Source organism: Vibrio sp. 970 (genome assembly GCF_033339075.1).
In genome coordinates this window covers 1-14,238 of record NZ_JAWOTW010000002.1, presented here as the reverse complement: position 1 = coordinate 14,238, position 14,238 = coordinate 1, and the positions used below count along the sequence as shown (strand labels likewise).

Annotated in this window: 13 protein-coding genes and 1 riboswitch; of the genes, 4 read left to right on the top strand and 9 right to left on the bottom strand. The window is 47.3% G+C overall.

Going from position 1 to position 14,238, the window contains the following annotated elements:
- The first annotated feature begins 9 nt into the window (after window positions 1–9).
- The gene (locus R7Q11_RS02600; RefSeq protein ID WP_047102515.1) at window positions 10–2,457 is read left to right on the top strand and encodes a trimethylamine-N-oxide reductase 2; all 2,448 of its coding nucleotides are present in this window, start codon (window positions 10–12) and stop codon (window positions 2,455–2,457) included.
- A 70-nt stretch (window positions 2,458–2,527) separates the two neighbouring features.
- On the opposite strand, the gene R7Q11_RS02595 is transcribed toward R7Q11_RS02600, so the two are convergent.
- The 8 genes from R7Q11_RS02595 to thiD all read right to left on the bottom strand — a co-directional run bounded on the left by R7Q11_RS02595 (window position 2,528) and on the right by thiD (window position 9,060).
- Window positions 2,528–3,253 carry a phosphatase PAP2 family protein gene (locus R7Q11_RS02595; protein WP_005374297.1) on the bottom strand — a complete coding sequence of 242 codons (726 nt, stop codon included), beginning with the start codon at window positions 3,251–3,253 and terminating at the stop codon, window positions 2,528–2,530.
- Between the two features lie 210 nt (window positions 3,254–3,463).
- Window positions 3,464–4,078, bottom strand: a complete 615-nt coding sequence (thiE, locus tag R7Q11_RS02590; RefSeq protein WP_005374296.1) for a thiamine phosphate synthase — start codon at window positions 4,076–4,078, stop codon at window positions 3,464–3,466.
- 61 nt (window positions 4,079–4,139) lie between these two features.
- The gene (gene thiM, locus R7Q11_RS02585) at window positions 4,140–4,931 is read right to left on the bottom strand and encodes a hydroxyethylthiazole kinase (protein WP_085569487.1); all 792 of its coding nucleotides are present in this window, start codon (window positions 4,929–4,931) and stop codon (window positions 4,140–4,142) included.
- A gap of 18 nt (window positions 4,932–4,949) precedes the next feature.
- Complete coding sequence (tenA, locus tag R7Q11_RS02580; RefSeq protein ID WP_085569488.1) at window positions 4,950–5,612, bottom strand: thiaminase II; 663 nt, start codon at window positions 5,610–5,612, stop codon at window positions 4,950–4,952.
- Window positions 5,613–5,666: 54 nt separating this feature from the next.
- Entirely contained in the window at window positions 5,667–6,617 is a 951-nt protein-coding gene (locus R7Q11_RS02575) for an ABC transporter substrate-binding protein (RefSeq protein ID WP_225466156.1), read from the bottom strand.
- A 47-nt stretch (window positions 6,618–6,664) separates the two neighbouring features.
- The gene (locus tag R7Q11_RS02570) at window positions 6,665–7,465 is read right to left on the bottom strand and encodes an ABC transporter permease (protein ID WP_005374292.1); all 801 of its coding nucleotides are present in this window, start codon (window positions 7,463–7,465) and stop codon (window positions 6,665–6,667) included.
- Window positions 7,458–8,213, bottom strand: a complete 756-nt coding sequence (locus tag R7Q11_RS02565; protein ID WP_225466155.1) for an ABC transporter ATP-binding protein — start codon at window positions 8,211–8,213, stop codon at window positions 7,458–7,460. Before R7Q11_RS02565 ends, R7Q11_RS02570 begins: the two co-directional genes overlap by 8 nt.
- Complete coding sequence (gene thiD, locus R7Q11_RS02560) at window positions 8,203–9,060, bottom strand: bifunctional hydroxymethylpyrimidine kinase/phosphomethylpyrimidine kinase (protein WP_005383329.1); 858 nt, start codon at window positions 9,058–9,060, stop codon at window positions 8,203–8,205. Before thiD ends, R7Q11_RS02565 begins: the two co-directional genes overlap by 11 nt.
- 97 nt (window positions 9,061–9,157) lie before the next feature.
- Window positions 9,158–9,265, bottom strand: a riboswitch (TPP riboswitch).
- 356 nt (window positions 9,266–9,621) lie between these two features.
- Here thiD and R7Q11_RS02555 point away from each other — a divergent pair.
- Both R7Q11_RS02555 and R7Q11_RS02550 read left to right on the top strand, forming a co-directional pair.
- Window positions 9,622–11,007 (top strand): TldD/PmbA family protein, encoded by a 1,386-nt coding sequence (locus tag R7Q11_RS02555; RefSeq protein ID WP_225466154.1) that lies wholly within the window; start codon window positions 9,622–9,624, stop codon window positions 11,005–11,007.
- Window positions 11,007–12,350, top strand: coding sequence for a TldD/PmbA family protein (locus R7Q11_RS02550; protein ID WP_064376367.1), 1,344 nt, complete (start codon window positions 11,007–11,009; stop codon window positions 12,348–12,350). Before R7Q11_RS02555 ends, R7Q11_RS02550 begins: the two co-directional genes overlap by 1 nt.
- A gap of 77 nt (window positions 12,351–12,427) precedes the next feature.
- Here R7Q11_RS02550 and trmY read toward each other — a convergent pair whose 3' ends face one another.
- The gene (gene trmY, locus R7Q11_RS02545; RefSeq protein WP_017634347.1) at window positions 12,428–13,027 is read right to left on the bottom strand and encodes a tRNA (pseudouridine(54)-N(1))-methyltransferase TrmY; all 600 of its coding nucleotides are present in this window, start codon (window positions 13,025–13,027) and stop codon (window positions 12,428–12,430) included.
- A gap of 160 nt (window positions 13,028–13,187) precedes the next feature.
- On the opposite strand from trmY, the gene R7Q11_RS02540 reads away from it, so the two are divergent.
- On the top strand, window positions 13,188–13,712 hold the full coding sequence (locus R7Q11_RS02540) for a DUF3087 domain-containing protein (RefSeq protein WP_225466153.1): 525 nt from the start codon (window positions 13,188–13,190) through the stop codon (window positions 13,710–13,712).
- Window positions 13,713–14,238 lie beyond the last annotated feature (526 nt).

Genomic DNA, 14,238 nt, shown 5'->3' with positions numbered 1-14,238 from the left:
GATAAGATTATGACTAATATGACCCGTCGCGGATTTCTAAAAGGCACTGGTATGGCGGCTGGTGCAATGGCATTCACTTCATTTGCACCTATGTCTGTTGCGTCTTCTAATGCTCGCGGCAAAGGCATTCTAACGGCGGGCCGCATGGGCCCAATGTTGTGTGAAGTACAAGATGGTAAGTTGGTTTCGACCACCAATGCTCTGCCTCAAACTGTACCAAATAGCCTACAAAGCACCGGTCCTGACCAAGTGCACACTAAAGCGCGTGTTAAGTACCCAATGGTTCGTAAAGGTTACTTGGCAAACCCATCAGCTCCCGAAGGTGTTCGCGGCAGCGATGAATTTGTACGCGTGTCTTGGGATGAAGCTTACAAGCTGATCCACGAACAGCACATGCGCATTCGTAAAGAATATGGCCCGGCTTCTGTGTTTGCTGGTTCTTACGGCTGGCGTTCAAGTGGCGTGCTGCACAAAGCACAAACCTTGCTGCAACGTTACATGAGCATGGCAGGCGGCTACTCAGGCCACTTGGGTGACTACTCAACGGGTGCTGCGCAGATCATCATGCCGCACGTTGTGGGCTCTATCGAAGTGTACGAGCAACAAACCACGTACCCAGTGGTGCTAGAGCACAGTGATGTGGTTGTGCTTTGGGGCTTAAACCCAATCAACACCTTAAAAATCGCGTGGAGCTCAACAGACTGTGCTGGTCTTGAATTCTTCCATCAATTGAAAAAATCAGGCAAGACGGTTATTGCGATTGACCCTGTTCGTTCTGAAACCATTGAATTCTTTGGCGAGAATGCGGAGTGGATTGCTCCTCACCCAATGACCGACGTGGCAATGATGATGGGTATCGCACACACCTTAGTGAAACAAGGTAAGCACGATAAAGCCTTCCTCGATAAATACACCGCAGGTTACGACAAGTTTGAAGCGTACCTGATGGGCGAAGAAGACGGCGTAGAAAAATCAGCAGAATGGGCATCAAAAATCTGTGGCGTACCTGCGAAGCAACTTGAGTTACTGGCTGATATCTTCAGTAAAAACCGCACCATGCTGATGGCGGGTTGGGGCATGCAGCGCCAACAATACGGTGAGCAGCGTCACTGGATGCTGGTTACACTGGCAACGATGTTGGGTCAAATCGGTTTACCGGGCGGTGGTTTTGGTTTCTCTTATCACTACTCAAACGGTGGTAACCCTGCTCGTGATGCTGGCGTACTTCCTGCGATTTCGGCATCACTGGGTGGTGGCTCTTCTGCGGGTAACGACTGGGCGGTGTCTGGCGCGGTGCAAAGCTTCCCTGTGGCGCGTATTGTCGAGGCGTTGGAAAACCCAGGTCAATCCTACCATCATAACGGTCATGAACTGACGTTCCCGGACATCAAGATGATTTGGTGGGCAGGTGGTGCGAACTTTACTCACCACCAAGACACCAACCGTCTGATCAAAGCGTGGCAAAAGCCTGAGCTGATCGTGATTTCAGAGCCTTACTGGACGGCGGCTGCGAAGCACGCGGACATTGTTCTGCCAATCACCACATCGTTCGAGCGTAACGACTTAACGATGACGGGTGACTACAGTAACCAACACTTGGTGCCAATGAAGCAAGTGGTTGAGCCGCAAGGTGAAGCGCGTAATGACTTCGATGTATTCGCGGACATGGCCGAGATGCTAGCTCCGGGTGGCCGTGACGTATACACCGAAGGCAAAACTGAAATGGAATGGCTGTACGGCTTCTACAAGGCGGCGCAACAAGGTGGCCGTGGCTCTCGCGTAGCAATGCCGAACTTCAGCAAGTTCTGGGAAGATAACCAACTGATCGAGATGAAGTGGAACGAGAAGAACGCACAGTTTGTTCGTTACGCAGATTTCCGTGAAGACCCGATCATGAATCCACTCGGTACACCAAGTGGTAAGATCGAAATCTTCTCGAAAACCATTGAAGGTTATCAGTTGGAAGACTGTCCTCCACACCCAACGTGGATGGCACCAACCGAGTACACTGGCAATGCAAAAGACGGCGAGTTGCAGCTAATGACCGCGCACGCAGCGCATCGTCTACACAGCCAGTTTAACTACGCGAAGATTCGCGAAGAGTACGCAATTGCAAACCGTGAACCTATTTGGATTCACCCTGAAGATGCGAAAGCGCGTGGTATTAAAACGGGCGATTTAGTTCGTGCGTTTAACAACCGTGGCCAAGTATTGGTTGGTGCAGAAGTGACTGACCGAATCAAGCAAGGTTCAGTGTGTATTCATGAAGGCGGCTGGCCGGATCTGGATCCGAAAACCGGCATTTGTAAGAACGGCGGTTGTAACGTGTTAACGTTGGATATTCCGACCTCTCGACTTGCAAACGGCTGTGCGGCGAACTCGGCGCTGGTTCGTATTGAAAAATACACTGGCCCAGAATTAGAACTAACAGCGTTTGAACCACCAAGAAATGGTTAGAAAAAAGTAGCGTTTTAAAGCAAGAAGCCAGCGAATCGCTGGCTTCTTTTTTATCTAGTAATCGTTCACATTAGCGCGAAGCGAGAGAAACAAATGGCATCTGTTTCTTAATTTGAAATGTCGGGAGTAAAGTAAATACAATCGCGACAAACAAGACTGAGCCTATTAAATCTTCAGGGCGATGCATCCCCAGCCATAAGCGGCTATATGCGACGCTCATTCCCCACATCCATAATGACAGTGCAGAGATATAGCACTTGTTCTGTAAGAACAACCCGCCAAAGAAAGCCAAACAAATCGAAACGAAAATCGTATGGCCGGATGGGAAAGAATAGTCTTTCTCGCCTTGCCAATGGCGCGTTCGCCAATCACTGACGTGTTCAGAAATCTGGTTAATTACGTTGGCTTGCTGCTTTGTATCCAACTGATAAAACGCGTCTGGGTGCTCAATCAATTGTTCTGCTGCGAGCAATTCCGTGTAGGGACGCGGGCTTTCTGTCATCAGTTTTAGCCCCGTTTTGCTGGCAAAACCAATCACCAGTAACAACCCTAACATTGAGAGTTTTTGTATCCACTCAATGCGACTTGGTTTAAAGCGAAATAAAGAAAGCAGTAGCAGTGTTAACGTAATTAAAAAGCCTTTGCTACCAGCAGAATCTGTGAGCAAAGTAAAAGTAATACCCAGACTTTCCGGCACCTGTGAAGTGAGATTGTGATAAGAGCCAAACAGCGACATTGGGATGATGCCAAGAACAAACAAGGCGAGCATCATCAATCCATATTTTTTGGTTTTCATTGAGAGCGTTTTGTTTTTATTGAGGGTTATTCAACCACGTGAAAATAAGGGGCTTATCTTACGTTATCTGGCGTGAAAAACTTATCAACGCTCTGTCAATTCGAGCGTGAAAGTGACATTGCAGCTCTTCGTTGTGAAAGGAGAGGTTGTTGAAAGTACTGAAAGGCAAACGCGCTCATCCATAAGCGCTTTGTTCAGGCGTGAGCAAGGTTAGCTCATCAACCCTAATAAATATTCCGATGCGGCTTTTGGATCTTCTGCGTGGCAAATCGCTGAAACCAAAGCTAAGCCATGAACACCAGTGGCGCTGAGTTGCGGAATGTTACTTTCGTTAATGCCGCCAATGGCAACAATCGGCAGTGAAGTCGTCTCTAACGCCATCTTCAAGCCATCAATACCCCAGAACTTCTTGGTGTTGGTTTTGGTCGGCGTCGCGAAGATTGCGCTCAAGCCGATGTAATCAATCGGAAGAGAGTCCGCTTCTGCAAGCTGCTCTTCATTTTCGATGGATAAGCCGAGGATTTTGTTTGGTCCAATCAACTCACGAGCGATAGTTGCGGGCATGTCTGATTGCCCGAGGTGAACCCCATCGGCATCAACTGCCAGTGCAACATCAACGCGGTCATTGATGATCAAAGGCACATTGGTATCTTTAAGGATGTCTTTCACGGCTTGAGCACGTTCGATAAACGCACGCACATCGCCGTGTTTTTCGCGGACTTGTACCATGGTCACGCCACCTTCCACGGCTTTTCTCACAACACGCTTTAGTGTGGCTAAATCTTGTTGGTCATCGGTGACCAAATATAAACGATAGGCGTTCATTTTGTTTCCTTTGGGCCTCTCATCTACAGGGAGTGAGAGGCCGGTATTTGTTAGAGAAAGCTTAACTCACTTGGAGTTTTAGGCGTTTTGCCAGTGTTTCTTCATCCAGTTGGTAAAGCTCATCCAACAGGTTCATTTGCAGACTGCCTGGCCCTCGCGCTTGCTCAGCCGCAATTTCACCCACAACGCCCAGTACCGCCGCGGCAGCAAGTCCGGAGTGATCACCAACAGCAGCGAAAGCACCCGTCAGTGCCGTTAGTGTGCAGCCCATTCCGGTTACGTATGGCATCATCTCGTGACCGTTGTTTAGCTGCACAGTTTGCTCTTTCGTGATGATGTAATCAGTCTCGCCAGAAATCACCACACTTGCACCATACTCTGAAACTAAGAAGTTCGCTGCGCCAAGTGCTGCGTCGCTGCTGTCTAACGCATCGACGCCTTTGCTTTGTGCTTGTTCGCCAGCGAGACCGATGATTTCTGAGGCGTTACCACGAATGATCAACTTGTCTGCAAGGCGTGCGATTTCACGTGATGTCTCTGTACGTAGTGAGCTTGCTCCACAACCGACAGGGTCGAGTACAACGATTTTACCATTGGCATTGGCTTGCTCTACGGCATAGCTCATACGTGGTATCCAAACGCTGTCTAGGGTACCAATGTTGATAACCAGTGAACCCGCGAACGACATCATCTCTGCCATTTCCTGCTTGGAGTGCGCCATGATTGGAGAAGCTCCGATGGCCAATAGTGCGTTTGCTGAGTTATTCATCACCACGTAGTTAGTGATGTTGACGACTAATGGCTTTTGCTGGCGTACTGCGGTTAATGCTTGGGTGATTTGTTCAATTAACATGAGACTCTCCGATTAATCTTACTGAGCGTTCAGACCTTGTTGCCAGAATGCCACTTCCATACGCGTTGCGGTTTTGAATACCTGAATCAGGTTTTGACCACGCTGGCTATTGATGTCGATTTCCGCCAATAACTGGTTAAAGTGTTCTGTACCTTTTGCGACACCAGATTGGAACTCTTCACCACCGTAGAGTTTGATCCAACTTGCGTATGGGTTGCCTTCGATTACTGTCTTTTCATCTTCAATCAGCATCTTACCGATTACGGCATAACCGATAGAGCATGGTGCTAGTGCCGCGTATAGATCAACAAGGTCGCCCGTCATGCCAGCATCCAATACGTAGCGGGTATAAGCTACTGTCCCGAAATCCTCTGGCTCGTTTTCCAAGTCGGATTCTGTCAGTCCCCATTGCTCACAGTAAGTCACGTGGTGGGCAATTTCAGAATCGAGCAATGCATGTACGCTTGGTAAGGCACGGCGCATGTCATCCAAAGTACGTGCTTTGTAGATCGCTAATGCGTAGGCTCGTGCGTACTGTTTTAGGAAAAGAAAATCCTGCTTTAGGTAATGCAGAAAACAAGGCTGAGCCAGAGTGCCTTGCGCCAATTGCTGCACGAAAGCATGCTCAGTGTATTCTTGCCAATCTTGGCGGCAAGCGTCGATCAAATCTTGGTATTTCATTATGGGTATCTCGTTATCAAAAGACCCTAGGCTTAGAGCCCAAAGTCAGTAGAATTAGTCAAAGTTCGGTACGTAATCTTTCGCTTTTGGCAGTGTTTCGATGATTTTTTGTGAATACATGAATTGCGCATAATCATCGTAGCGTTTCAGATCTACTGCGGATGGACGAAGAGCAAAACGAGTTAGCGTGTCGTTCCAAGCGCGTTGGTTAAGCTCGTTGTTGAGCGTGTCTGGTGAATAAGCAACAAACTCTTTCCAAGATTCTTTTGGATGGTTAACGATGTAAGTGGTTGCTTGCTCTAGCGCTTTGTTGAATGCCTTGATGGCTTCTTTGTCGTAGGTTTTTGCATTGGCTACGAAGACTAACTCGTCATACGCTGGCACGCCGTGTTCTTCAGGGAAGAAGGCCTTAGCTTTATAACCTTCTAGTGCCAGTTGGTTGGTTTCGAAGTTACGTAGACCGCCCCAAATCGCATCCACCTTGCCAGACGCAAGAGACGAAGACAGCGCCCAACCTACGTTGATGATTTGTACGTCAGAAAACTTCACGTTTTCTTGCGCTAGCATGGTGCCGATTGTCGCTTCTTCGTTGCCTGCGATCGCAATACCGATCTTCTTGCCTTTCAAGTCGCCAAGGTTTTCATTCTTACCGTTATCCAGCACCATCAACGTGTTGAGTGGCGTAGCAATCAAAGTCGCAGAGCGGATTAGTGGCAAACCCGCCGCGACATCGATAGTTAGGCTTGGTTGGTAAGAAATCGCCATGTCGACTTTACCCGCCGCGACCAACTTAGGTGGCGTGCTTGGATCTGCCGGCTCTTGAATGTTGACCTTCAAACCTTGTTCTTTGAAGTAACCACGCTCTTTGGCAATAACGATAGGACCATGGTTTGGATTGACGAACCAATCCAACATCAGTGTCATCTCTTTTTCAGCTGCAAGCACGTTGGTTGATACCACTGAAGCGAGTAGAGCAGCAGCGCCCATAAGTTTGTTTTTATTCACGGGGTTCTTCCTTTTCTTTCCCAATTTTCTTTGGTTATTTTCTGTAATTACTTGCTTTCCCAAGGGATGGCTTTTTTCAATAATTTATCGGTGATGAAGTAGAGTGAGATAGACAGCACGGCGAGGATAAACAGCGCCGCAAACATCTCATCAATGATCATGCGAGCGTTAGCTTGGAGCATCAGATAACCCAAGCCTTCACTTGAACCTACCCACTCACCGACCACTGCTCCAATTGGCGCAATAACGACGGCAACACGAATACCTGAAGCTAAAGTTGGTAGTGCGGCTGGCAATTGAATATGACGAAGTAACTGCCATTTAGACGCGCCCATGGTCTTGGCAAGATCGAGGTAACCTGTTGGTGTATTGCGTAAGCCGTCATAGCAACATGTCGTGACGGGGAAAAAGATGATGATCGCCGCCATGACGACTTTCGATGCAATGCCGTAACCCAGCCAAAGCATGAGTACTGGCGCGATGGCGAACACAGGGATCGCTTGGCTAGCAATCAGAATGGGCAGTAACCAACGCTTCAGCGGTTCGAACATCAGCATTTGCAATGCGAACAGCAAACCCATTGATAATCCAAGCGCCAAACCAAGTAAAATCTCTTGCGCGGTAACCCAAGTATGTTTGAGCAAGACATCGTAACGAGTGACCAATCTATCCAGCACTTCAATTGGTGAAGGTAAGATGAAGCTTGGCATATCGAATATCACCACGACCAACTGCCACAATCCCAAGATCACCGCTGTGCTGATAACTAAGCGCAGAGCCGGATGGGTCACGCGTTCTTTTTTACTAATACGTGCCGAAACGGAGTTGTACTGAGTCATATCACTCATAGTCTTTCTCCAATTGATCCAAAATCGCTTGTTGAAGCGCGGCGCACTCTCCATCGAGAACTCGGGGCGGCTTGGAGTCTGGAACGACCAAGTGCTGAGCTTGCGCAGGTGTGCCTTGCAACACATAGAGTTGGTGAGCTAATCGCACCGCTTCTTGTGGGTCGTGGGTAATCAGAACAACCGTCTTATCTTTCAGCAATTCGGCAGACAAGGTTTGCAACTTATGACGAGTAACCGCGTCCAGTGCAGAGAAAGGCTCATCCATCAGAACTAGAGGCTTGTCTTGCATCAGAGTGCGAGCAAGGGCAACACGTTGTCTCATGCCGCCAGAGAGCTGAGCTGGCTTAGCATCCGCGTAATCGGCGAGTCCCACTTGGCTTAGTAAAGTCAGTGCACGTTGTCTATTTTGCTCTGGTGCTTGCACTTGAGAAAATCGAGAACTGAGGCAGACGTTGTCTAACACATTCAACCACGGTAGCAATAAATCCTGCTGAGCCATGTAAGCGATACGGTCATGCAGTTCAGCGCCATCCGTTGTGATGAGTTCGCCATGCCAGTCAACTTGGTCATCCAGTAGGCCAGCTAAGTAACGCAATATTGTGGTTTTCCCGCAGCCACTGCGACCAAGTAACACTGTCCATTGATTAGCAGGAATAGTCATACTCAACCCTGCTAGCGTTGGTGTTTGGCTGTCTTTGTATCGCAGACTAGCATCGGAAAGCTGAATGCCAATCGCGTTAGCGAACATAAGTATGACCCGCAAAAAAGTGGTTCACAGGGCCATGGCCTTTACCTACATCCAATTCATCAGCGTGTGCGATAGCTTGGCTGATGTACTGCTTACCCAGGTGCACCGCTTTGTGTAGGTTGTTGCCTTGGCCAAGATAAGACGCAATGGCGGAAGAAAGTGTACAGCCTGTGCCATGAGTGTTTTTGGTTGGAAATCGCTTGGCGCTAATTAACTCGGCACTGTCTTGCATGATAAGCAGATCGTTGCTGTTTTCATTTTCTTCAAGGTGACCGCCTTTGAGCAGAATAGCTTTGGCGCCAAGCGCACGAAGGTCGGTAATCATATCGTTCATTTCAGATTCTGATTGAGGCATTGGCTTACCCGTCAATGCTGCGCCTTCGGGTAGGTTAGGGGTAATGATGTCTGCGAGCGGAATCAATTCTTCTTTTAAAGTGCTGATTGCCGACTGTTCCAGTAATAGATCGCCGCTGGTGGCCACCATCACAGGGTCAATCACGAGGTGTTTTGGCTGGTATTGTTTAATTTTGTCTGCAACGACTTTGATGATGTTGGAATCTGCCAGCATGCCCACTTTGACTGCAACGATGTTGAGGTCGGTAAATACTGCATCAAGTTGGCTCTCTACATGGTCGAGAGGAATGGGGAAAATCGCAGAAACGCCTTGGGTATTTTGCGAAGTAATCGCCGTGATTACCGAGCAAGCAAAACTGCCGGTTGCGGACATCGCTTTGATGTCGGCTTGAATACCTGCACCGCCACCACTGTCTGAGCCCGCGATGGTCAATACGATAGGGGTAGGCAAGGCTGGCGTGTGATGTGAATGAGGTTGTGATTGCTGCGTCATGGTCGCTCCTACTACAAGACGTATAGGAACTGACTTTGACCGTTGCAGATAGATCGATTTTTCGATCGCTATCGCTTACCTAAGAGGGGCGACGAAAGGCAAAGTGTGCATAGTTCCCTACGTCAGTGCTAACTGAATCAGGTTCAACGGGTCTCGAATTTCGATCTCAGCCAACACTTGTCGTGTGGCCCCCCGACTATTTCGTCAAGATAATAGCAGTTCACTCAGTTACGGTGCACGTGTTTTTTCCGGCCAAGAGGGGGCAATCGATTAAATATGAGACTTGAGAGCAGTAACGAGAGAACAGAAATTAGTGTAAATAACGTGCCGCATTGAAACTGGCAGTTCAAGACACTATCTATTAGTGAGATGTCGACATAATACGTAACGAATCGTTGTTTGATTTAGCAAGGATTAGCATAAAACAAGGTTAAAAAAGTGTTAATATTTAACGCGTTGCCAATATGCTTTTGAGTCATCCAATTTAGGTTACGACTGTTATAAACAGAGTCTAACTCAAAGGTGGGGAAGGCTAGGACGATCAACGAGCAAGGAGATTTCATGCTTAATTCTGTAACAGCGAAAGCGGTGATCGATCATGCCCTCTTTTTAGGGGCTGATTTCGCTGAGCTATTCGTTGAACACCATCAAACCAACACTGTCCAGATCGCATCTGGTGAGGTGGACAAGGTTAACTCGGGTATCGATTTTGGTATCGGTATTCGTCTCTTCTTCGGTCATAAAGTGCTTTACGGTTACACCAACAGCACCGATGAAGCTGAACTTAAACGCGTAACCTCACTGCTTGCTGCAAAAGATAAGCGTGAGCAAATCGCGTCAGCAGGTTCTCTCAATCTGAACCGCTACCCAATTCAACATGGTTGTAGTTTGCCACTTGGCAAAGACGCTAACCTAGATTCTAAAATCGCGTTCTTATTGCAAGTTGACCAAGCCGCTCGCGCAGAGAGTGAACATATCAGCCAGTTCATCGGCAGCGTGCTTCAGCGCGAACAACAAGTGTCTATCTTCAACTCAGAAGGTCTACACGTTGACGATACTCGCCACTACATCCGAGTTGCTGGTAATACTGTCGCTCAAAAAGGTAATGAGCAGTCTTCTGGTATGGAAGGTCCTGGCGCTCTTGCTGGTTGGGAGTTCAGTGAACAGCTTGATGCGAAAGAGCTAGGTCAAACTATCGCGCAACAAGCGTTAGTAAAACTTGGTGCGGATGCTTGTCCATCGGGTGAAATGCCAGTAGTGATTGGTAACGGCTTTGGTGGAGTAATCTTCCATGAGGCGTGTGGCCACTTGCTAGAAACTACTTCAGTTGCGAAGAAAGCATCAGTCTTCCACGACAAGATGGGCGAAATGGTTGCTCATGCCGCAGTGAATGCAGTCGATGATGGTACCATGACCAACGAATGGGGCTCGATTCATGTTGATGACGAAGGCATGAAGACTCAGCGCACCCAATTGATCAAAGACGGTAAGCTAACCAGCTTTATGGTCGATAAAATGGGTGGCATGAAGACGGGTTACGAACCTACGGGATCTGGTCGTCGTCAAAACTACAAGTTCGCACCAACCTCACGCATGCGTAACACCTTTATCGAAGAAGGCGAGCATTCACTTGATGACATGCTGGCAGGTATTGAACGCGGCATCTATGCGAAGAAGATGGGCGGCGGCTCGGTTCAACCGGGAACGGGCGAGTTTAACTTTGCCGTTCGTGAAGCTTACCTCATTGAAAATGGTAAAATCACCAAGCCTCTGAAAACAGCAACGCTGATCAGCACGGGTCCAAAAGTGTTGAAAGAAATCAGCATGGTCGGCAAAGACATGGCACTTGCGCCGGGCATGTGTGGTTCCGTAAGTGGTTCAGTGCCAACAACAGTCGGTCAGCCAACGCTGAAAGTCGATAACATTCTGGTAGGAGGCGGTAACTAATGAGCCAAGAACAACAACTTCTCAATGCGGTTGATTACGTCCTATCAGAAGCAAAACGCCAAGGTGCAGAAGCGGACGTCATTGTAAACCGCAACAGCAGCTTTTCTCTGAAAGCGAACCAAGGAAAGCTGGATGAGTACAAAGTAAGCTCAAGTCAAGTGCTGGGTGTTCGACTTATTAAAGATGCTCGTGTCGCGACAAGCTATTCTGAATCACTAGAGCAACCAAGCTTGGATTTAATGCTAACTAATGCACTGCAAAGCGCTCGTTTTTCCAAGCAAGATGAACATCAGACCATTAGTTGTGTGAACAGCCAAATCACGACTGACGTGGCTGAGATTGCTCAAGAAGACACAACTTCGGTTGATGAAAAAATTGAACTGTCTCTCGCACTTGAGCAAGGCGTAGTGGCTCTGCCTCACGCTTCTAGCGCACCTTACAATGGTTATAGCGATGGCGAAACACAACTGATCATTGCCAATACTCAAGGCACATTGTGTCAACACTTCGAGCGCTCGTTCACTTGTTACGCGTATACCTTGTTTGAAAAAGACGGCAAACAGTCAATGGCGGGTAGAATGTCACTTGGTCGCCGTTTTGATGAGTTGAATCCAGCTTACTGTATAGAAGGTGGCTACAACCTTGCTCGTGATCTTCTGGAAGGCGCTCCGGTTGCGACAGGTAACTACCCTGCTATTTTCCACATCAATGCGCTAGCAAGTTTATTCGGTGCTTTCGGCAGTGCTTTCTCTGGCGTAAGCGCGATGAAAGGCATTACGCCACTGGGTGACAAGCTTGGTCAACGTGTTGCGAGTGATTTAATTACCTTTACTGATACGGCTTACATGCCAAATGGTATGGCAATCGCGAGTTTTGATAGTGAAGGCTTCGCTACTCAAGATAATGTCATGATTGCTAATGGTGAGTTGAAAACCTTGCTACACAACAGCCAGACCGCAAGTTACTTGGGCGCAGTCTCGACAGCAAGTGCCGCTCGCGGTGCAAAATCGAGCCTAGACGTATCAGCGAATCACAAAGTGATTGCGACGGGTAACAGCAGTGCGTCAGAAGTAAAAGCGGGTGAGTACCTAGAGTTAGTCGAACTTCAAGGTGTCCATTCTGGTGCGGATGCAGTGAGTGGTGATTTCTCATTTGGCGCGAGTGGTTTCTTGTGCCGTGATGGTAAGCGCATTCAACCAGTTCGTGGGATCACGGTAGCGGGTAACTTCTACAATATGCTGCAAGAAGTTGAGGCAGTAGGTGATACTCAGCTAATTAACGATAGCCGAACTTTCTTCTCGCCAGACGTTCGTTTTGCTCGTTTGAGCATTGGTGGTAAGTAAACTTAGCATTACTATAGAAACAAAAAGAGGACTCAATAGAGTCCTCTTTCATTATCTAGCAACGTGTGCGCGAATAACTAGAATTCGCGTATGTCCAACTCATTGTGGATCAATACTACACACTGAGAAGCGAAAAGCATCTTAGGACCTAAGCTGATCTTCTCTGTGCCAAGGCGCTTTAAGCTGTTAAAAGACTTTTTCGGCATCGGTATATGGTCAGTTAGCAAGAAACATGGATTTTCACCAATTTCTGCATCACGAACAAATTCGCCTTTCTTATCCAGCATATATAGTTGGTGATCTTCTGCCAGTTCTTGTACTAGGCGTTCAAAGCTCACTGTACGAACGGTAATACCAGGTTCGACTTCACGAAGTTGCTCTTTACCCATACCAACCGAAGCATCCAAAGCGCGAGCCACTGCTGCAATCAAGGTTGACTCATGGAAGCCGCCAATGTTGGTGATGTCGTTGGAGCGAATAGTAATGGTGCGTGAGAAATCTTTTGTGCTTTCTAAAACCAAGTGAACAACCACATCTTCACGGTGTGATTGAGCAACGAACATCGTGTTCATCATGGTATGAGCAAGAATCTCTGTATGCGCTTCATTACCAACACCTTCTAACAGTGCTTTGCTGGTGGTTGGCGCCGCGCGAGCTCGTAAAACAAAAGAGCGCATGAATTTAGCCTCTATATAGGAAGAGTGAATGCGCGGAAGTATATACCCAAGCAGGGAAGGGATGCGAGTTTAATAGCAAATGTGAACTTACTTACAAAGCTTCGATTGTGGAGCTGGGTGTGCTGGCTAGAATAGGAGGCAACCCTGTTAGGAGTGGTATATGGAAATCAAACAGATAAATAAAGACATTTATAAAAAGAAAGTAAACCTTGTGATTGGCGGTTTTGTTGCGTTGCTCGCCATCTCCTCTCTTGCCTTTAGTACCTTGTTGATTGTTTTGTTTGGCAACACTGAAGTCGTACCAGAACAATCAACGGGCAATTTCCATTGGAATTTGATTGGTGTCGTTCTCGCAGTTGCAACTTCCCTCTCTTTATTGAATCAAATTAAAACTCGACCATACATGGAAGAAGTGCTGTACGTTTGGAAACTCAAGCAGCTGCACAACAAGATCTTTCGTAAACTAAAAAGCATTAAAGCAGCCGCGAACAATGGCGATGTAAAAGCGCTGACGATCCTTAAGTTCTACTATACGACTCAAAGTCAGGTGTTTGAGCTAGACAGCAACACACTGACGATGAGCAGTGTAAATAAAGAATTGGAGGCTATCGAGCAAATCGAAGCGGCGCAATCAATGAGTCTCGATATCACAGGCTTTGAAGAGTCTTGGCTAGACACATATTGATTGCCTATTTGCTACTTGAAGTTAACAACTGAGTGCTAAAAATAAGCGTTTGAGTGAGATTTAATCATTCGACGCTTTTTTTTGATTTTTTTTCTGAAAAGGGGTTGCCAAGAAAAATCATCTCCCTATAATGCGCCTCCGTTGTCAGGGCAAAGCGGAAACGCAAAAGCGGTTGGCAAGAAGGCGAAAGAAAACTTCTAAAAATTAATTTAAAAAAGTGTTTGACACTGAAAATTAATTCCTTAGAATACGCCTCCGCTTCGATAGCAAAGCTTACGAAGCAAGCTCTTTAACAATATAGACCTATCAATCTGTGTGGGCACTCGTTGATGATAATCCAATTAGATATTTCTTTCTTAACGGAAAGCGGTATCAAATTAGGTTTCAATGAAACGAAGTGACCATTGAATCGAAAGATTCAGCACAGTCAATTCAAACATTACTTATGTAATGTTCAGTATTCATTGAGCCGAACAAAATCTTAAATTGAAGAGTTTGATCATGGCTCAGATTGAACGCTGGCGGC